Source organism: Mesorhizobium sp. P3_A8 (assembly GCF_056402995.1).
The window spans coordinates 196,322-214,490 of sequence record NZ_JBFUGI010000006.1 but is presented as its reverse complement, the minus strand read 5'-3'; the positions used below and the strand labels follow the sequence as shown (position 1 = coordinate 214,490).

21 protein-coding genes are annotated in these 18,169 nt (G+C 62.5%); 10 read left to right on the top strand and 11 right to left on the bottom strand.

Annotation, left to right across the window (positions count from 1 at the left end):
• Nucleotides 1-8 precede the first annotated feature (8 nt).
• Nucleotides 9-173 (bottom strand): hypothetical protein, encoded by a 165-nt coding sequence (locus AC1DX4_RS16335; protein ID WP_477221280.1) that lies wholly within the window; start codon nt 171-173, stop codon nt 9-11.
• Between the two features lie 205 nt (nt 174-378).
• Here AC1DX4_RS16335 and purL point away from each other — a divergent pair, with 205 nt between their 5' ends.
• The 5 genes from purL to AC1DX4_RS16310 all read left to right on the top strand — a co-directional run bounded on the left by purL (nt 379) and on the right by AC1DX4_RS16310 (nt 5,442).
• A complete protein-coding gene (purL, locus tag AC1DX4_RS16330) occupies nt 379-2,610 on the top strand; it encodes a phosphoribosylformylglycinamidine synthase subunit PurL (protein WP_477221279.1) in 2,232 nt (743 codons plus the stop codon).
• A 47-nt stretch (nt 2,611-2,657) separates the two neighbouring features.
• Entirely contained in the window at nt 2,658-3,191 is a 534-nt protein-coding gene (locus AC1DX4_RS16325) for a hypothetical protein (RefSeq protein WP_477221278.1), read from the top strand.
• Nucleotides 3,192-3,307: 116 nt separating this feature from the next.
• Entirely contained in the window at nt 3,308-3,541 is a 234-nt protein-coding gene (locus AC1DX4_RS16320; protein WP_010909092.1) for a BolA/IbaG family iron-sulfur metabolism protein, read from the top strand.
• Between the two features lie 153 nt (nt 3,542-3,694).
• Complete coding sequence (gene grxD / locus AC1DX4_RS16315; protein WP_027028661.1) at nt 3,695-4,030, top strand: Grx4 family monothiol glutaredoxin; 336 nt, start codon at nt 3,695-3,697, stop codon at nt 4,028-4,030.
• Nucleotides 4,031-4,173: 143 nt separating this feature from the next.
• Nucleotides 4,174-5,442, top strand: a complete 1,269-nt coding sequence (locus AC1DX4_RS16310; RefSeq protein WP_477221277.1) for a multidrug effflux MFS transporter — start codon at nt 4,174-4,176, stop codon at nt 5,440-5,442.
• A 6-nt stretch (nt 5,443-5,448) separates the two neighbouring features.
• Here AC1DX4_RS16310 and AC1DX4_RS16305 read toward each other — a convergent pair whose 3' ends face one another.
• The 4 genes from AC1DX4_RS16305 to rpsD all read right to left on the bottom strand — a co-directional run bounded on the left by AC1DX4_RS16305 (nt 5,449) and on the right by rpsD (nt 8,394).
• The gene (locus AC1DX4_RS16305; protein ID WP_477221276.1) at nt 5,449-5,856 is read right to left on the bottom strand and encodes a hypothetical protein; all 408 of its coding nucleotides are present in this window, start codon (nt 5,854-5,856) and stop codon (nt 5,449-5,451) included.
• Nucleotides 5,857-5,935: 79 nt separating this feature from the next.
• Entirely contained in the window at nt 5,936-6,763 is an 828-nt protein-coding gene (locus AC1DX4_RS16300; RefSeq protein WP_477221275.1) for an inositol monophosphatase family protein, read from the bottom strand.
• Nucleotides 6,753-7,640: a tRNA 2-thiocytidine(32) synthetase TtcA gene (gene ttcA, locus AC1DX4_RS16295; protein ID WP_477221274.1), complete on the bottom strand. Its 888-nt coding sequence runs from the start codon at nt 7,638-7,640 to the stop codon at nt 6,753-6,755. The genes AC1DX4_RS16300 and ttcA overlap by 11 nt, the downstream gene beginning before the upstream one ends.
• 136 nt (nt 7,641-7,776) lie before the next feature.
• Nucleotides 7,777-8,394: a 30S ribosomal protein S4 gene (gene rpsD / locus AC1DX4_RS16290; protein WP_027028657.1), complete on the bottom strand. Its 618-nt coding sequence runs from the start codon at nt 8,392-8,394 to the stop codon at nt 7,777-7,779.
• A 372-nt stretch (nt 8,395-8,766) separates the two neighbouring features.
• On the opposite strand from rpsD, the gene AC1DX4_RS16285 reads away from it, so the two are divergent.
• Nucleotides 8,767-8,964 carry a hypothetical protein gene (locus AC1DX4_RS16285; RefSeq protein WP_477221273.1) on the top strand — a complete coding sequence of 66 codons (198 nt, stop codon included), beginning with the start codon at nt 8,767-8,769 and terminating at the stop codon, nt 8,962-8,964.
• 399 nt (nt 8,965-9,363) lie between these two features.
• Here AC1DX4_RS16285 and AC1DX4_RS16280 read toward each other — a convergent pair whose 3' ends face one another.
• Nucleotides 9,364-9,546, bottom strand: coding sequence for a DUF3008 family protein (locus AC1DX4_RS16280; protein ID WP_477221272.1), 183 nt, complete (start codon nt 9,544-9,546; stop codon nt 9,364-9,366).
• 163 nt (nt 9,547-9,709) lie between these two features.
• Here AC1DX4_RS16280 and AC1DX4_RS16275 point away from each other — a divergent pair, with 163 nt between their 5' ends.
• On the top strand, nt 9,710-11,089 hold the full coding sequence (locus tag AC1DX4_RS16275; RefSeq protein WP_477221271.1) for an RNB domain-containing ribonuclease: 1,380 nt from the start codon (nt 9,710-9,712) through the stop codon (nt 11,087-11,089).
• On the opposite strand, the gene murI is transcribed toward AC1DX4_RS16275, so the two are convergent.
• The 3 genes from murI to AC1DX4_RS16260 form a co-directional block, all read right to left on the bottom strand.
• Nucleotides 11,086-11,913 (bottom strand): glutamate racemase, encoded by an 828-nt coding sequence (murI, locus tag AC1DX4_RS16270; protein ID WP_477221270.1) that lies wholly within the window; start codon nt 11,911-11,913, stop codon nt 11,086-11,088. The genes AC1DX4_RS16275 and murI overlap by 4 nt on opposite strands.
• Nucleotides 11,914-12,027: 114 nt before the next feature.
• Nucleotides 12,028-12,630 (bottom strand): hypothetical protein, encoded by a 603-nt coding sequence (locus AC1DX4_RS16265; protein ID WP_477221269.1) that lies wholly within the window; start codon nt 12,628-12,630, stop codon nt 12,028-12,030.
• An 81-nt stretch (nt 12,631-12,711) separates the two neighbouring features.
• Nucleotides 12,712-13,560, bottom strand: a complete 849-nt coding sequence (locus AC1DX4_RS16260) for an RNA methyltransferase (RefSeq protein ID WP_477221268.1) — start codon at nt 13,558-13,560, stop codon at nt 12,712-12,714.
• A gap of 215 nt (nt 13,561-13,775) precedes the next feature.
• Between AC1DX4_RS16260 and AC1DX4_RS16255 the strand changes: the two genes are divergently transcribed.
• Genes AC1DX4_RS16255 through AC1DX4_RS16245 form a run of 3 tightly spaced genes read left to right on the top strand, consistent with a single transcriptional unit; the run spans nt 13,776 to nt 16,361 of the window.
• Complete coding sequence (locus AC1DX4_RS16255; RefSeq protein ID WP_477221267.1) at nt 13,776-14,987, top strand: NADP-dependent isocitrate dehydrogenase; 1,212 nt, start codon at nt 13,776-13,778, stop codon at nt 14,985-14,987.
• A gap of 1 nt (nt 14,988) precedes the next feature.
• Entirely contained in the window at nt 14,989-15,738 is a 750-nt protein-coding gene (locus tag AC1DX4_RS16250) for a hypothetical protein (RefSeq protein WP_477221266.1), read from the top strand.
• Nucleotides 15,735-16,361, top strand: coding sequence for a glutathione S-transferase family protein (locus AC1DX4_RS16245; protein ID WP_477221265.1), 627 nt, complete (start codon nt 15,735-15,737; stop codon nt 16,359-16,361). The genes AC1DX4_RS16250 and AC1DX4_RS16245 overlap by 4 nt, the downstream gene beginning before the upstream one ends.
• Before the next feature lie 36 nt (nt 16,362-16,397).
• On the opposite strand, the gene AC1DX4_RS16240 is transcribed toward AC1DX4_RS16245, so the two are convergent.
• Both AC1DX4_RS16240 and AC1DX4_RS16235 read right to left on the bottom strand, forming a co-directional pair.
• Entirely contained in the window at nt 16,398-16,877 is a 480-nt protein-coding gene (locus AC1DX4_RS16240; RefSeq protein WP_477221264.1) for a DUF2269 family protein, read from the bottom strand.
• The gene (locus tag AC1DX4_RS16235; RefSeq protein WP_477221263.1) at nt 16,874-18,169 is read right to left on the bottom strand and encodes an SDR family oxidoreductase; all 1,296 of its coding nucleotides are present in this window, start codon (nt 18,167-18,169) and stop codon (nt 16,874-16,876) included. Before AC1DX4_RS16235 ends, AC1DX4_RS16240 begins: the two co-directional genes overlap by 4 nt.

The window sequence follows — 18,169 nt, the reverse complement described above, 5'->3', positions numbered from 1 at the left end:
GGCCTGGCTCAGCCTTCGGCCTTGAAGTTGGCTGCTTCCTTCCTGGCCTTGTCCTTGCCGAGCTTTTCAGCCAGTTCCTTGGCCTGTCCGGGCGAAACGTCGGTGGTCTCGGCAATATGCATGGCCTCCTTGTCCGAGAGGCGATTGTCTTTCTTGCCTTGCTTGGTCGCCATGGTCCGGTCTCCTGAGTGGTTGAGACCTAACGGCCGGCACATCGTAGCGTTCCATTCGGCTTTGCATTCCACACTGTGAAGGCCATCCCGGTCATCACCTTGTTGCTTTCTGTCTTTTTTCCACGCTCGACGGGTGTATCGGCCGCAAAGCTTGCGATATGAGGGGACTCAAAATCCCCGCTCCCATGGACATAAATCGCCGCCCATGACCATTTCCAATACCGTGCCGATCACCCCAGAGCTCATTGCCGCGCACGGGCTGAAGCCCGACGAATATCAGCGCATCCTCGACCTCGTCGGACGCGAGCCGAGCTTTACCGAGCTCGGCATCTTCTCGGCGATGTGGAACGAGCACTGTTCCTACAAATCCTCGAAGAAGTGGCTGCGCACGCTGCCCACCACCGGGCCACAGGTCATCCAGGGGCCGGGCGAGAATGCCGGCGTGGTCGACATTGGTGACGGCGACTGCGTCGTCTTCAAGATGGAGAGCCACAACCATCCCTCCTACATCGAGCCTTACCAGGGCGCGGCGACCGGCGTCGGCGGCATTTTGCGCGACGTCTTCACCATGGGCGCGCGGCCGATCGCGGCGATGAACGCGCTGCGCTTCGGCGCACCGGACCACCCCAAGACGCGGCATCTGGTCAGCGGCGTGGTTTCCGGCGTCGGCGGCTACGGCAACGCCTTCGGCGTGCCGACGGTCGGCGGCGAGGTCAATTTCGACGCCCGCTACAACGGCAACATCCTGGTCAACGCCTTTGCCGCGGGCCTCGCCAAGACCGATGCCATCTTCCTGTCGGAAGCCAAGGGCGTCGGCCTGCCGGTCGTCTATCTCGGCGCCAAGACCGGCCGCGACGGCGTCGGTGGCGCCACCATGGCGTCGGCCGAATTCGACGACAAGATCGACGAGAAGCGCCCGACCGTGCAGGTCGGTGATCCCTTCACCGAAAAATGCCTGCTCGAGGCCTGCCTCGAACTGATGGCGTCGGGCGCCGTCATCGCCATCCAGGACATGGGCGCGGCCGGCCTCACCTGTTCGGCGGTCGAAATGGGCGCCAAGGGCGACCTCGGCATTGAGCTTGACCTCGACAAGGTGCCGGTGCGCGAGGAGCGCATGAGCGCCTACGAGATGATGCTGTCGGAAAGCCAGGAGCGCATGCTGATGGTGCTGCGCCCCGAGAAGGAAAAGGAAGCCGAGGCGATCTTCCACAAATGGGGCCTCGACTTCGCCATTGTCGGCAAGACCACCGACGACCTGCGCTTCCGCGTGCTGCATCAGGGCGACCAGGTCGCTGATCTGCCGATCAAGGATCTCGGCGACAAGGCGCCGGAATATGACCGGCCCTGGATCGAGCCGAAGAAGCCGGCGCCGCTTGCCGCCAATGACGTTCCGCAGGCCGACGTTGCCGATGCGCTGCTCAAGCTGCTCGGCGGCCCGGACCTGTCGTCGCGCCGTTGGGTGTGGGAGCAATATGACACGTTGATCCAGGGCAATTCGCTGCAGCTTCCCGGCGGCGATGCCGGCGTGGTGCGGGTGGAAGGCCATGCGACCAAGGCGCTCGCCTTCTCCTCCGACGTGACGCCGCGCTATTGCGAGGCCGATTCTTACGAAGGCGGCAAGCAGGCTGTCGCCGAATGCTGGCGCAATCTCACCGCCACCGGGGCCTTGCCGCTGGCCGCCACCGACAACCTCAATTTCGGCAATCCTGAGCGGCCCGAGATCATGGGCCAGCTGGTCGGCGCGGTGAAAGGCATTGGCGATGCCTGCCGCGCGCTCGGCTTCCCGATCGTGTCGGGCAATGTCTCGCTCTACAACGAGACCAACGGCCAGGGCATCCTGCCGACACCGACGATTGGCGGCGTCGGCCTGATCGCCGATTGGTCGAAGATGGTGCGGACCGGCTTTGCGGCTGAGGGCCAGATGATCCTACTGGTCGGCGCCCCCGCCTCCTGGGGCACGCATCTTGGCCAGTCCGTCTATTTCAGGGACATCCATGGCCGCACCGACGGTCCGCCGCCACCGGTCGATCTCGCGCATGAAAAGCGCGTCGGCGATCATGTGCGCTCGCTGATCGCATCGGGCATCGTCACGGCTGCCCATGACGTTTCCGATGGCGGCATCGCCGTGGCTTTGGCTGAAATGGCGATGGCGTCGGGCATCGGCGCGACCGTTCCCGGGCTGGTCGGCACCGACCCGATCCCGGTCTGGTTCGGCGAGGATCAGGGCCGCTATCTGCTGACGCTGTCGATCGATCCGCATGGCGAGGAATGGGACTCCATCCGCAAGCAGCAGGGCGAACTCGGCATCTTCGCGCCGTGGATCGGCTCGACCGGTGGCAACACGCTGAAGCTCGGCGACGCCAGGGCAATCCCGGTCAGCGACTTGACCGCCGCTCATGAAGGCTGGTTCCCCCGCTTCATGGACCAGGCCAGTTGAGCAGAGCATGATCCCGAAAAGTGGAACCCGGTTTTCGGAAAAAGATCATGCTCGATCACAGGAAACTGGCCGTCCGGGCGCTGCTTGCAGTCGTCTTCTGGCCGTCGCTGTTCTTCTTCTGGCTCCTCGGGCCGTTCGTCTTTTTCCTGCTGTCGACGACCTCGAGCGAGCTTTGCCCGCTGCTGGAAAGGCGTGAGCAGTTCCTGGCTTCGGCCAATGGCACGCTGCCCATGCTGGTGCTGCAGAACCTGATCTATGCGGTTCCGATCGTCTGCCTCGTGCTTTGGAGCCGGCTTTTGCCGGAACCCGCAAGGACAGGCCGGGTCGTCACCTGCATCAAGCTTTTCGCCGTTGCAGCCATCCTCGGAGCCCTGTGGGAGTATGGCTCTTCGCTGGCCTGCGATGGTTACGGCCAGCCGTTCTTCTCGCCCGTCTGGCGGATGACCAGCTATCTGCCGATCGCCAACCTGGCGGTCAACATCCCGCTCTACGTGCTGGTCTTCAGCCTTGGCCGCGCCTTCTCGATGCGTGAAGACGACCCCACAGCCGATGCTGCCCGTCCGGACGACAGTGCGTCGTAGGCGACAATTGCGCCAGTGCTGTGCGGAACGGCTTCAATCGCGGCCGGAAAGGCTTTAGGTTTACCCCGACTCTCATCGCACGGGCGCCGCCGCCCGCCCGAAACAGGAATTGCACAATGGCAATGGATGCCCACGACATCGAAAAACTGATCAAGGACGGCATTCCGGACGCCAAGGTGACGATCCGCGACCTCGCCGGCGATGGCGACCATTATGCTGCCGAAGTCGTTGCCGAGAGCTTTCGCGGAAAAAGCCGCGTCCAGCAGCACCAGATGGTCTATGACGCGCTGAAGGGCAATATGGGCGGCGTGCTGCACGCGCTTGCCCTGCAGACCAGCGTTCCCGACTGAGGCCGTTCCAACCGACACCCGCTTGGCCCAATACGGCCCATCTCTTGCGCCATTTCGGCCATGGCACGGCTAATGTCTTGTTTCGGGCAACCTATGGGTTTATTTGAAGGACATGCTTCGAGCCTGACTCCCACAGGCGTGAAAGGATGTTCCATGAGCGGTATCAACGACTACATCGACAATGAAGTGAAGGGCAACGACGTCGTGCTTTTCATGAAGGGCACGCCCGGTTTCCCGCAATGCGGTTTTTCCGGCCAGGTCGTCCAGATCCTCGACTATATCGGCGCCGACTACAAAGGCGTGAATGTCCTGGACTCGGCAGAGCTGCGCCAGGGCATCAAGGAGTATTCCAACTGGCCGACGATCCCCCAGCTCTACGTCAAGGGCGAGTTCGTCGGCGGCTGCGACATTATCCGCGAGATGTTCCAGGCCGGCGAGTTGCAGACGTTCCTCGTCGACAAGGGCGTGAGCGTCAAAGCCACCGCCTGATTTCGGTTTCGGGCTGGTCTAGCGACTGCACTGAACACCGGGGCAGCCCCACCTCGGCAACTTTTATGTCCCTGATTTGGGGATCAAGACGAGCCAATGCGCCGGCCCGCCGGCGCATTTTTGCTTGAGAGATCGGACTTGCCGTGGACCAGCAATCATCAGCGCCGCAATTGGCAATCAAACTGCCTATTCCGCGCTGGGAGTTCATTGCTCTCTGCGCGGCGTTGATGGCGCTGAATTCGCTGGCCATCGACATCATGTTGCCGGCGCTGCAGCAGATCGGCGCTTCGCTCGGCGTCGAGAATGAAAACCACCGGCAATATGTGATCACCGCCTACATTCTGGGTTTTGGTGGCGGACAACTGTTCTTCGGGCCGATCTCGGACCGGTTCGGCCGCCGCTCGCCGCTTGTCGCCGGACTGATCATCTACGTGGCAGCGGCCGCCGCCGCCGCCATCGCGCCAAGCTTTGAAACGCTGCTGATATGCCGGGTCGTGCAAGGCATTGGCGCGGCCGCCACGCGCGTCATCGCGGTCTCGATCGTGCGCGATACGTTCGAAGGCCGACGCATGGCCGAGGTCATGTCTCTGATCTTCATGGTGTTCATGGCGATACCCGTCATTGCGCCCGGCATCGGCCAGTTCATCATGCTGTTCGCAACCTGGCACTACATCTTCGTCACCATGGCCGTCGGCGCGCTGATCGTCTCGGCGTGGTCGCTGCTGCGCCTGCCTGAAACGCTGCGGCCCGAATATCGCCGGCCACTCTCGGTCTCCTCCGTTGTCGGAGGATTCCGCATCGTGCTCACCAACCGCATCGCGCTCTGCTATGCCTTTGCCAGCACCTTCGTCTTTGCCGCCATGTTCGGCTTCATCGCGTCGGCGCAGCAGATCTATGTCGACATCTTCAATGTCGGCGAGATGTTCCCGGTCATCTTCGCCGGGGTTGCGGCCGTGCTCGCCTTCTCCAATTTTCTGAACTCGCGCCTTGTCGGCCGTATCGGCATGCGCCGCCTGTCGCAGAGCGCGCTGCTGCTGTTTCTGGTCATCAGCCTGGTCTGGCTGGTGGTTTCGCTGGAAATCAAGATGCCGCTCTGGCTGTTCGTCACCTTCTTTGCCAGCGCCATGCTTCCGTTCGGCGCGCTTGGCGCCAATTTCAATGCACTGGCCATGGAGCCGCTCGGGCAACTGGCCGGCACGGCTTCGTCCATCCTGGGCTTCATGCAGACATTTCTCGGCGGCATTCTCGGCACGCTGATCGGCCAGGCTTTCAACGGCACGGTGACGCCGCTTGCCGCCGGCTTCTGCAGCGTCTCGGTCGCGGCGCTGCTGATGATCCTCATCGCTGAGCGCGGCAAGATGTTCCAGCCGCACAACCCACCTGTTTCAGGGCATGTTACCGACCTGCATTAGGGCGCATCAGGATGCACTTTGAAGCGCCGCTGTGAAGCGAGGCGCAAGCATCTGCCCCGCGATTGCTCCGCCCATACTGTCTGAAAAGGGCAATGGCAGAGCCTCGTTGAGGGCCTTGAGGATGGATGCCACGAAGGCCCGGCTGAGTTGCGGATCGGTCCCGAGATCCGAATAGGTGGCGCGAGGCTTGCCGATCAGCGTGCCGTTGCGGCGAAGCGAGAACTGCAATGTCAGGGACATGCCCGCGGTTCCCGCTGGCGGTTTCCAACAGGCATAGATAGCGTCCGACATCTCCTTGAGGGTGTCGACGGGATCACGACTGTGGCAGGGGCGCTCTTGCGCGATTGCCGCGTTGGCGTTTGCAAACAAGATTGCGGCAAGAGCCGCCGCAAAAATTGCAAACCGAGGTTTCATCCGAGAGAGCCCCCACGAAAGCACCAACTCTTCGGCCGCGCAAATCCGACGGTTCAAGCGCTCGCCGCAAGAAACTATCCTACGCAGCCCACAGTTCGCGGCGCAACTCCTGCCAGCTTTCCCGGTCGGGAGCGACCAGCAAACCACCGCCAACATGCGACGGCAGATAGGCTGTGCCGTCGAAGCGCGCGGCATGGCCGCCAGCCTCGGCATGGATCAGCACACCGGCGAGATGATCCCACGGCATCAGCTTGTTGTAGACGACGAAATGGCCATGGCCACTCGCCAGCAAGCGGTATTCGTGGGCGGCACAGCGGTAGTTGAACTGCGACAGCGTCTTGGTCTGGTTGCAGGCCAGCCGCGTACGGTCGGGCTCGGCCATGTATTGCCAGGAGACCGCGCCGGTCATCTCTGAGATCGGCGCGCTCGCGGCAACCCGCACCGTCTCCAGCGTGCCATGCGCGTGGCGGATATGGCTGCCGGCACCCTTGGCGCCGATCAGCCAGTCCTTGCCGACGGGATCATGGATGATGCCGGCGACCGTCTCCCCCTTGACCACGACGCCAAGCATGACGCCGAACAGCGGCACGCCCGAGGCGAAATTGAAGGTGCCGTCGACCGGGTCGATGACGAAGGCCAGATCGGCGTCGCCCAGACCATCGAGCAGCGCCGGATTGTCGGAACAGGCTTCCTCGCCGACGACCATCGCCGTGGGATAGCGGTCGCGCAACCGCGCCGTGATCAGCCGCTCGGCGTTGACATCGGCTTCCGTCACCAGATCGGCGGCGGAGGTTTTCTGTCTGACGTCGCCATCGCCCAGCCGGCGAAAGCGGGGCATGATTTCGGTGTCGGCCGCCTCGGCCAGCAGGCTGGCCAGCCAGTCGATCGCGTTGTCGTCAAATGTCATCGGGAGCATCTTGCCTGCGTGTGAGGGTTTCGTTGAGAGCGGCGAAATCGAACAGTTTCCTGTCGAGCAGATGCGACGGCCTGGTGTTGGACAGCGCGTGGATCATCGTGTCCTTGCGGCCGGGCATGCGCTTTTCGATGTCGTCCAGCATCGCCTTCATGGCGTTGCGCTGAAGGCCTTCCTGGCTGCCGCAGAGGTCGCAAGGGATGATCGGGAACCGCATCGCGGCGGCGAATTTTTCGAGGTCGATCTCGGCGCAATAGCTCAGCGGCCGCAGCACCATGACGTCGCCTTCGTCATTGAGCAGCTTTGGCGGCATGGCGGCGAGACGGCCGCCATGGAACAGGTTCATGAAGAAGGTTTCGAGAATGTCCTCGCGGTGGTGGCCAAGCACCAATGCAGAACACCCCTCCTCGCGCGCGATACGGTAGAGATGGCCACGCCGCAGCCGCGAGCAGAGCGAGCAATAGGTGCTGCCCTGCGGCAGCTTGTCGGTGACGACAGAATAGGTGTCCTGGTACTCGATGCGGTGGGCAATGCCGTTGGCGTTGAGATAGTCGGGCAGGATGTGTTTTGGGAAGTTCGGCTGGCCCTGGTCGAGATTGCAGGCCAGCAATTCGACCGGCAGCAGCCCGCGCCATTTGAGGTCGAGCAGGATGGCGAGCAGGCCGTAGGAATCCTTGCCGCCCGACAGCGCGACCAGCCAGCGTTGGCCGGGCACGATCATCGAGAAATCCTCGGTCGCCTGACGGGTCAACCGCAGCAGCCGCTTGCGCAGCTTGTTGAATTCGACCGAGGACGGCACATCGGCGAACAGCGGATGAAAACCGCCCTCGGCGATCGGTTCTAGCGTCTCGATGTCTGGCTGCATATTCATGGCGCGGCGGCCCCGGGGATGTGACGTCCGCCCGGATTAGCGCATCGGCCGGAGAATCGAAACCGCAAAGCGGATGCGTGAAACAAAAAGGCCGCCTCGAAGGGCGGCCTTTTCGGTATCGCGGAAAAGCATTCGCTTAGCGCGAATAGAATTCGACGACCAGGTTCGGTTCCATCTGCACGGCGAACGGAACGTCCGCCAGGCCGGGAATGCGCGAGAAGGTTGCGACCATCTTGTTGTGATCGGCTTCGATGTAGTCCGGCACGTCGCGCTCGGCGAGGCCGACCGATTCCAGGACGATGACCAGCTGCTTCGACTTTTCGCGCACTTCGATGACGTCGCCCGGCTTGCAGCGGTACGAGCCGATGTTGACGCGCTTGCCGTTGACGTTGACGTGGCCGTGGTTGACGAACTGACGGGCAGCGAAAATGGTCGGCACGAACTTGGAGCGGTAGACGACCGCGTCGAGACGCGACTCGAGCAGGCCGATCAGGTTCTCCGAGGTGTCGCCCTTGCGGCGATCGGCCTCTTCATAGACCTTGCGGAACTGCTTTTCCGAAACGTCGCCATAGTGACCCTTCAGCTTCTGCTTGGCGCGCAGCTGCAGGCCGAAGTCGGAAAGCTTGCCCTTGCGGCGCTGGCCGTGCTGGCCGGGGCCGTATTCACGCTTGTTGACCGGGGACTTCGGGCGGCCCCAGATATTTTCGCCGAGACGGCGGTCGATCTTGTACTTCGCGGATTCGCGCTTGCTCATCGCATTCCCTTTTCAAAACAACACACCCGGCACCTCATGGTCCGGGTGAAGGAAACGCGCCCTCCTCTGGCCTCCGTTTTCGAGACCTGACAGGGTTTTCCCACGCAACGCGGCGGAAAACCCACGGGACACGTCAGTTCAAACAAAACCAGAAACCAAGGCAACCGGTCTTGCGCATACAAAACAAACACCGGACATCGCTGCCCGGCGTTGGCGGCTGGTTAAACCGAGATTTAACCGGTGTCAAGCTTTCGCCTGGCTCGGCACGGCGCAACCATATACCGTCCTCGACGTTGTGCGATGCCGGATGTGGCGGGAGGTTTTGCGCCAACGGCACCAGGAAGGGACTGGAGCTAGAGGAGTCCAATTAGCATGAAGAAGTTCTTCCTTACCTTGGCGGGCGCTGCGGTGCTTGCAGGTTCGATGGCGGTGGCGCCGGAACCGGCCATGGCGCGCCATTGGCACGGCCACAAACAGGTCTGCCGCGTCATCGTCAAGAAGAAAGTGGTGTGGCGGCACGGTCATCGCAAGGTGATCGTGACAAAGGTAAGGCGCTGCCACCGCTGGTGAAACCGGCTCAGGCACGAAACAAGCTTTGATGTCTTGGAGTGCCAAGATCCAGGAGGGCCAGCGATCCGTCGCTGGCCCTTTCGCATTGAACGGCTGTGAAATCCGGGAACGCCCGTGGCCAGCCTGCTAAGGTTCGCGACTTCGTGATTGGGGATGATTGCCGCGATTCGCTAGAAATCGAATGCCAGGCAATGGAGAGCCCTATGAAGACAGCAACCTTGGTTTTGGTCGCGCTGCTTGCAGGCCCGACCCTACTCGCTTCGCCAACCTCGCTGTGGCCGGCGGAAAAAACAACTGCCATTGGGTCAAGATCACCAGACGAGTCTGGAGCAATGGCGGTCCCCACTGGGTCACGAAGAAAGTGAAGCGCTGCGATTACCACCATCATTGATGGTCAACTCATGATTTCTTGTTCGGCAGGCCTTTGCGCTTGGTCTCAGCGAATTCCTCAAGCTGCTTTTCGGTCATCGATTCGTACATCTCGCGAGACGCGCCTTTGAGTTCACCTTTCTTGGTCTCGCCGCGCTTGGCGGAAAGCGCCGCGCCGGCGGCCTTTTGCTGAGCTTGTGATTTGGCAGGCATGATTTTTCTCCTTTGCTGTCAGGTGAACGCCGAGCTTAGGCGGCAGTTCCAGCGTCAGCGGCCCAGGTCTTCGACCAGCTGCTGCCCAACCCATCAGGCTGCCGGCATTGGCGAGTTCGTCGACAGCCTTCCCGTGTCCGAAGCGCCGGTGTAGGACAGCTGAATGAAGTCTCTGACCGACCCCTCACAAGCGCTCTCCACCGGCCTGGCGAAAATCCGCACCGAATTCCACGTGCCGGATGGATTTCCGGCTGAGGTCATGGCCGCGGCGCAGGCGGCGGCTAGACGTGTGCCGAACCAGCATGCCGATCGAACAGCGATGCCCTTCGTCACGCTCGATCCGGCTGCCTCCACCGATCTCGACCAAGCGTTCTCGATCGAGGCGAGCAGCAGTGATCTTCTGCTGCACTATGCCATTGCCGACGTCGCCTGGTTCGTCGAGGACGGCGACGCGATCGATCTCGAAGCCTGGACGCGGGGCGAGACGCTTTACCTGCCGGACGGCAAGGCCGGGCTCTACCCGCCGGTACTTGCCGAGGGTGCAGCGAGCCTGTTGCCGGATGGACCGCGTCCAGCTGTCATCTTCACGGTCCGCATCGCGGAAGACGGTGCGACAAAACTGGACGGCGCGGAGCGGGCAATCATTCAAAGCCGCGCGAAGCTCGCCTATGACAGCGTGAAGTTCTCCGACGTTCCCGCCGGCTTCGCCGAAATGGCGCGGCGCATGGCAATGAATGAGCAGCGTCGTGGCGCGTCCCGCGTCGACCCGCCCGAACAGGAGGTGGAAAGGCTCGACGACGGCACATTCAAGCTTTCGTTCAGACCGATGCTGCAATCCGAACAAGACAACGCCGCGCTTTCGCTGGCTGCAAACATGGCGATCGCCGACGCCATGTTTGCGCACCATACCGGGTTATTCCGGGTGATGTCGGAGCCGGACGCTTCCAAGGTGCAAAGGCTGCGCAATGCGGCGCAGGCTCTCGGGCTATCCTGGCCGGCCTCGACCAGCTTGCACGACTATCAGCGGACCCTTGATCCGACCAACAAGCAGCAGGCGGCGCTGATGCTGGAAATCCGCCATGCAAGCTCCGGCGCGTCCTACCAACCCTATCAGGAGGGTGTTGTCCCGTGGCACGAGGCGATGGCTGCGACCTATGCCCATGCCACGGCGCCACTCAGGCGACTGGCCGACCGCTATGTCGTGCGCTGTGTGCTGGCAATCGCCAACGGCCAGCCCGTGCCGCAAGCCGTCACCGACGCGTTCGCCAGATTGCCGAAAGTGATGGGACGTTCGGATGCCCGCGCTTCGCAGATCAACCATGCGGCCATCGATCTTGCCGAGGCGGTGATGCTCAGGGGACGCGAGGGGGAGACGTTCAAGGCCGTTGTCACCGACGTCAACCATGGCGTGCGCATCCAGCTTGCCGACATGCCTGTCGTTGCCAACCTGAAGGCCTCCGGGCTCAAGCAGGGTGATGGTGTCACGCTGAAGCTGGTCTCGGCAGACCCGGATCAGCGCAGCATCGTCTTTGAACCTGTTTAAGCGGCAGACGTTTCCGCCGCCGTGTGGCTTACGACCAGTCCAAAGCCTTGCATCAGCCGGCTGACGGCAAAGTCGGCCTTGCCGGAGGTGAAGACGGCGATATCCGGCTCGCCTTGCGGCAGCGGCCCATCGACGGGCGGCAGCAGCGAAAGCGCGCGCCGGGCGATCGCCTCGGCCGGATCGATCCAGTCGACCGGCCAGGGCGCAGTCTTGCGCATACGGTTGACCAGAAACGGATAGTGCGTGCAGGCCAGCACGACGATATCGGTCCGCATCCCATCACGCTCCATGAAACAGGGAGCGATCTCGGCGCGCACGGCTTCCTCGTCGACAAAGCCCTCCCGCATATAGGCTTCGGCAAGTCCCGCCAGCCTGTCGCTGCCGACCAGGCGGACATGGCATTTCTGTGCCCACTTGCTGATCAGGTCACGCGTGTATTGCCGCTTCACCGTGCCTGGCGTCGCCAACACCGAGACCAGGCCTGACCGCGTCCGCTCGGCCGCCGGCTTGACTGCCGGCACGGTGCCGACAAAGGGATGGCCCGGAAAGGCGTCGCGCAGCGCGTCGATCACCAGCGTTGAGGCGGTATTGCAGGCGATGACGGACATGACCGGTTCAAACCGGTCGAGCAGCCTGGCGAACAGCTCCAGTATATGGGTCCGCAGCGCCGGTTCTTCCCAGGCGCCGAAGGGGAAAGCCGCATCGTCCGCGACATAGATGAAGCGCCGGTCCGGCATCAGCACGCGCGCCTCGCGCAACACCGTCAGCCCGCCGACGCCGGAATCGAACATCAGGATCGGGCGGTGGCTTGATCGATCGTTCATGAATATCGGACCACGGAAAGAGGCTGGCCAGTGATTTGGCCAATGCCGTTTCTATCCGCAACGATCATGGTCTTGAAGTGGCGAATGCTCGCAAGTTTTGCGCAGTTCTGGGCCTCACCCCCCACGCTTGCCGAAGCCGGCGGGGCGCGGCCTGCCGAAAGGCTGCGGCGCTGGCGCAACGCGTGCAGCGGCGACACGCGGCGTAGCCGGGACAGTGCTTGCTGCGGTTCGGTCGGCGCGGGCGGACGTTGGCAGCGGGCCGTCAAAGTCGAACATGGAGGTCAGTTCTTCGATGTTGCTGCCGGCGACAGGCTTTGCCCACAGGATGCTGCACCAAAGGCCGAATATGGAAAGGCCAAGCAGGTTCAGCCCGCCGGGCACGCTTTCCGGATCGCCGAATTTGATGACCAGCAGCGTGCCTGCTTGCAGAACGGCGTAGAAGCCGGAAAGCACGATATAGGCCCACACGATCCACCGGCGCCCGTTTGYATCGCGGCCGCGGCGCAAGGCAATGTTGCCGCGCAGCACAACAAAGATGAGCGAGAAGACCAGTACCGCACCGGCCATGCCTTGCCGTGACGGGCCTGGCGCCGAATAGACCAGCCCTTCGAAGCCGATCGTGCCCATGATGCAGATGATGATCGCTACCACCTCGGCCACCGACAGGCCGAGAGAGTAAAGGAAGAAGCGCATCCGACCTATACTGGACGCAAACATATGCCACCCCCATAGTTTCGATAAGGATGGATCAGAACCGAATAATATTTTGTTACTCCAGACGTTCGAAGCTTATTGACCTTAATCTTCCTTGTCTGCTGCCCGGCTTCGTGCAGCGGCTGGAAGCCTTCTTGGATCGTCTCCCGGCGAGCCATCGCCACGCGGCATCGCCGGGGAAAACCTGTCGAGTGAGGAAATAATGCCGCGCAGTACTTTGAGCTCCGGTTCGGCGAAGCCGGCGCGCGTCAGCACGGCGCGCAGATTGTCGACCATTTTCGGCTTCTTCGGCGCCGGCCGGAAATAGCCGCGCGCCTCCAGCGCGCCCTCCAGATAGGCGAACAGGCCGTGCAGCTCTTCCTTGCTGGCCGGCTTCATCTCCGGACCCGAAAAATTGGTCTTCGTCTCGTCCTCGAGACCCGACTTCATCCACTCATAGGACATCAGCAAGGCGGCCTGGGCGATGTTGAGTGAGGAGAAATCCGGGTCGACGGGAAAGGTGACGATCTCGTCGGCAAGGCCGACCTCGTCATTGTAGAGACCGAAGCGCTCGCGGCCGAACAGGATGCCGGTACGCTGCCCCATGGTGTGACGGGCGCGGAGCACCCTGCCCGCCTCGACTGGGCCACGCACGGATTTGAAGCCGTCGCGCTGCCTGGCGGTGGTGGCGAAAACGAAGTTCAAATCGGCCAGCGCCGAGGCCAGATCGTCGAACACCTTCACGGCGTCGATGACATGGTCGGCACGGCTGGCGGCGGCGCGCGCCTTCTCGCTCGGCCAGCCATCGCGTGGGTTGACGAGGCGCAGTTCGGCCAAGCCGAAATTGGCCATGGCGCGGGCGACCATGCCGATGTTTTCGCCAAGCTGCGGCTCGACGAGGATGATGGCCGGACCGGCGACCGTGGTGCTATCGGGATCTTTGGTGACGGGCATAATTGTCAATGAACTGCTGTTTGCGGCATTTCAGCGTTCCCTGCCATATTCCGCCGCGAAAATGAAGCTTTGGCAAATGATCGCAGCGACAGCCTCACATTCGTGACCGATCGGCGTTTGCGCGGCCAAAAGCGCTTTGATATACGGGCGGCATCCCCTGGCCGAACCCGACGCGGGCAAGGCCGTCCCATATCCCAGCAACGAGGCATTCTTTCATGGCGAAGATCAAGGTGGCGAACCCGGTCGTCGAACTCGACGGCGACGAGATGACCCGCATCATCTGGCAGTTCATCAAGGACAAGCTGATCCACCCTTATCTCGACCTGAAGCTTGAATATTACGACCTTGGCGTCGAACACCGCGACGCCACCAACGACCAGGTGACCATCGATTCGGCCAACGCCATCAAGAAATGGGGCGTCGGCGTGAAATGCGCGACGATCACGCCCGACGAGCAGCGCGTCGAGGAATTCAAGCTGAAGAAGATGTGGAAGTCGCCGAACGGCACCATCCGCAACATCCTCGGCGGCACTATTTTCCGCGAGCCGATCATCATGAAGAACGTGCCGCGCCTGGTGCCGGGCTGGACCAAGCCGATTATCGTCGGCCGCCATGCCTTCGGCGACCAGTACCGCGCCACCGATTTCCGCTTCCCCGGCAAGGGCAAGCTGACGATCAAGTTCGTCGGCGAGGACGGCCAGGTCATCGAGCATGATGTGTACGATGCGCCCGGCGCCGGTGTGGCCATGGCCATGTACAATCTCGATGACTCGATCCGCGAGTTTGCCCGCGCCTCGCTGAACTACGGCCTGCTGCGCAACTATCCGGTCTATCTCTCGACCAAGAACACCATCCTCAAGGCCTATGACGGCCGCTTCAAGGACATTTTCCAGGAAGTCTACGAGGCTGAATTCGAGGCCGAGTTCAAGGCGAAGAAGCTGTGGTACGAGCATCGCCTGATCGACGACATGGTGGCCTCCGCCCTCAAATGGTCTGGCGGCTATGTCTGGGCCTGCAAGAATTATGACGGCGACGTGCAGTCCGACACAGTGGCGCAAGGTTTCGGCTCGCTCGGCCTGATGACCTCGGTGCTGATGACACCGGATGGCAAGACGGTGGAAGCGGAAGCCGCGCACGGCACCGTCACCCGCCACTACCGCCAGCACCAGAAGGGCGAGGAAACCTCGACCAATTCGATCGCCTCGATCTTCGCCTGGACGCGCGGACTCGCCCACCGCGCCAAGCTCGACGACAATGCCGAGCTGAAGCGGTTTGCCGACACGCTGGAAAAGGTCTGCATCCAGACAGTCGAATCCGGCTTCATGACCAAGGACCTGTCGCTCTTGATCGGTCCCGATCAGCCCTGGCTGTCGACCACCGGCTTCCTCGACAAAATCGACGAGAATCTGCAGAAGGCGATGGCCTGACATGACAATGCGGACCTTGGCAGACAAGGTCCGCATCTGTGCGGCAAACAACGCCGATCTCTACGAAGCGGTGTTTCGGGCTCACCGGTTGAGGGAACACCGAAACTTGTTCCTGTGGTGGAGCGATACGCCGGCTCCACCATACTATTCAAATATGACAACGCTGGATCCTGATGCGATCGAACTTCAGCTCGAAGCAGTCAAGCACCTGAGTTCGTTGCTTGACGGTCCCTTTGCGGTCAAGGACGGATTTTGTCGTCTCGACCTGGCCGACATCGGGTTCAAGGTTCTCTTCGACGCAAGCTGGATATGGGCCGATCCGGACAGCGCGATCGCAAGGACCGGCGGCGGCTGGGCTGCCGGATGGCGGCGCATCTGTGATCCCGAAGCGCTCCATGCCTGGGAAGATGCATGGGCGTCAGACAACCCAACCGACCGACGGGTGTTCCCACCGTCGATACTCGATAACCCAAACGTTGCATTTCTAGGGCGTGCCACCACCGCGGGCTTTGACGCCGGCTGCATCGTGAACCGCTCGTCGGAGGCCATGGGCCTATCGAATGTCTTTGCAAAAGGTGACGACGCAGAACCCGTCTATCAAGATGCAGCAAATGCCGCCCTTACCTACGCCAACGGTCTTCCGCTCGTGGGATATGAGCGCGGTGCTGCTTTGCGGGCGGCGCGTACAGCCGGCTTCGAATCGGTCGGGAACTTGCGTATTTGGCTTCAGCTCGGCGAGGAAACAACTTGAACAGGCCAACTCTCTACGGCGCGGACTACAGCGTTTACGTGCGCATCGCACGGATGGCGCTGGAGGAGAAAGGCATCGAGTACGAGCTCGTGCCGCTCGATATCTTCGCCGCCGAGGGCGTCCCGGCCTGGTATCTGGAGCACCATCCTTTCGGTCGCATCCCGGCCTTCGAACATGATGGGTTTCGGCTGTTCGAAACAAATGCAATCGCGCGCTATGTCGACGAGGCCTTCGACGGGCCGGCACTGCAGCCCGCCGATGCGCGCGGCCGCGCGAGGATGGGCCAGATGACAGGCATGCTCGACGCTTATGCCTACAGGGCGATGGTTTGGGATGTCGCAGTGGAACGGCTGGAAAAGGCTGAGCCGGACGAGAGCCTGATCGCCAACGGACTGCGCCAGGCCGAAAAAGTGCTGCGGGTGCTAACCTCGCTCAAGGCTCCCGGCCCGTGGCTGCTCGGCGATCAACTGACGCTGGCCGACCTGCATGCGGCACCGATCATCGGCTATTTCTTGAAAGTCGCTGAGGGCCAGAAGCGCCTGGCCCAATTTGCCGAGATCCACGCCTGGTGGGGCCGCATCGCGGCCCGATCGAGCTTCGCCAAGACCGAAAAGGCAGATTGAGCAACCCGCCAGACGAGCCCGGCAGAAAGCGATGGGCTAAAACCCTATCTCGGGCCTGGTGACCATCAGCCACAGGATGGCAAGCACGGCGGCAAAAGCCGGAAAGCCGCACACAAACCAGATGCGGAACAGACGCTTTTCCTCAGGCGGCAGCGGCGCGTTTTCGATGGCAGCCTGTCGCGCCAGGTTGCGGATGCGAATCTGAATCCAGACCACCGGCAGCCAGAACAGGCCGGTCACGATATAGAGCAGCAAAGACAGCACAATCCAGCCTTCGGAGAGCGGCCAGCCCACTGCCTGCGCCAGCAGCACGCCGGTGATCGGCTGGACGATGACGGCGGTCGCCGTAAAAATGGTGTCGGCGATGACGACCGTGCCCGCGACATGGGCGACGAGGTCGGCGCGGCCGGTGCGCTGCGCCATGAGCATGAAGAAGGCGATGCCGGCGCCGGTGCCAAAGAGAACCGTGGCGCCGATGATATGCAGCCAGCGCAGTATGTCGACCCAGAGGCTCATCGCTCGTCCAAAATCGCCAGCGCCACCAGGACAAGGCAAAGCGCGGGTACGGCCTTGACCATTGCCCCCAGAGGATCGAGCCACAGATCGGGTGCAAGTATGGTTGCCGCGCTGAGATAGGCCAAGGTGATGGCAATCATCCCCATCAGCGCCAGGCGCGCGTAGGACCGCACCAGAACAGCGGCTCCGACAATGACGTCGGCAACACTTCCGGCAAGCACCATTCCGAGCGCAAGCGCAGGCGACAGGCCATGCGACACCAGAATGTCGGCAGTCGCATCCTGCCTGATAAAGCCGACGATGCCGGACACCAGCCAGAACAGCGAGAGCACGCCGAACACGGCCGGTTTCAGCAGCCAGAGGCGGGCGAACCATCGCTCCTGGACATGGGCGGGCATGGCGGCCAGCGTCGCCTCCAGAGGTTGAAGCGGGTGGCCGCTCACATCGTTCCAGGGTCCGGCATTGCCGGTCACGCCACGCGCCAGCGCGACCAGGGCTGCGCTGCGCAAAGGCGATCGCCAGCCAAGCAGGCCGAGGCCGTCCGCAATGACGGCGGCAAGCCGGCCGACAATGGCCGGCATCGGCACGATTCGGGCCGGCGGCAGGCCAAGCCATGCCCGAAAGGCTGAGAGAACATCAGCCAGCGAACGGGCCTCGGTTTCAACGAGATCGATCGCAAGCCGCGGCGGCAGGGATCCGGCAACCGCGCGCGAGACCGCCTCGGCAACGTCCGTTACCGCCACGGTCTGGATCGGCTGCCGCGCCATGACGGCGGGAACAAAAACGGGAAAGGCCGCAAGGGCGCGCAAAAGTGCGGTGCCGCCATAAGCGGCCGGCGCGATCACCAGACCCGGTCGCAGGATCGTCCACTCCAGCGAAGAGTTTGTGACGGCCTTGTCGCCTTGCGCCTTGGTGTTGAAGAAGGCGTCCGATGACGCGGCATCGACGCCGATCGCCGAGATCTGCGCAAAACGGCGCACGCCGGCCTGTTCGCAGGCCGCGACCAGCGCTACCACCGAGCCGCGATGAATGGCGTCGAGGCGGTCGCGCGGGCCATCCTGCAAGGCGCCCGCCGCATTGACGACCGCGTCCATGCCCGCAACCACCGGCAGCCAATCTTCAGCGACGAGCAGTTTCGACATGTCTGCCGCGATCCAGCGAACCGCAGGCCGGCATCGTTGCGCATCCCTGATATCGCGACCGAGACCGGCCACATGATGACCGTCGCTGAGCAAACGGCCAACGACGGCGTCCCCGATCAAACCATAGCCGCCGAGGACGAGAACATTCAT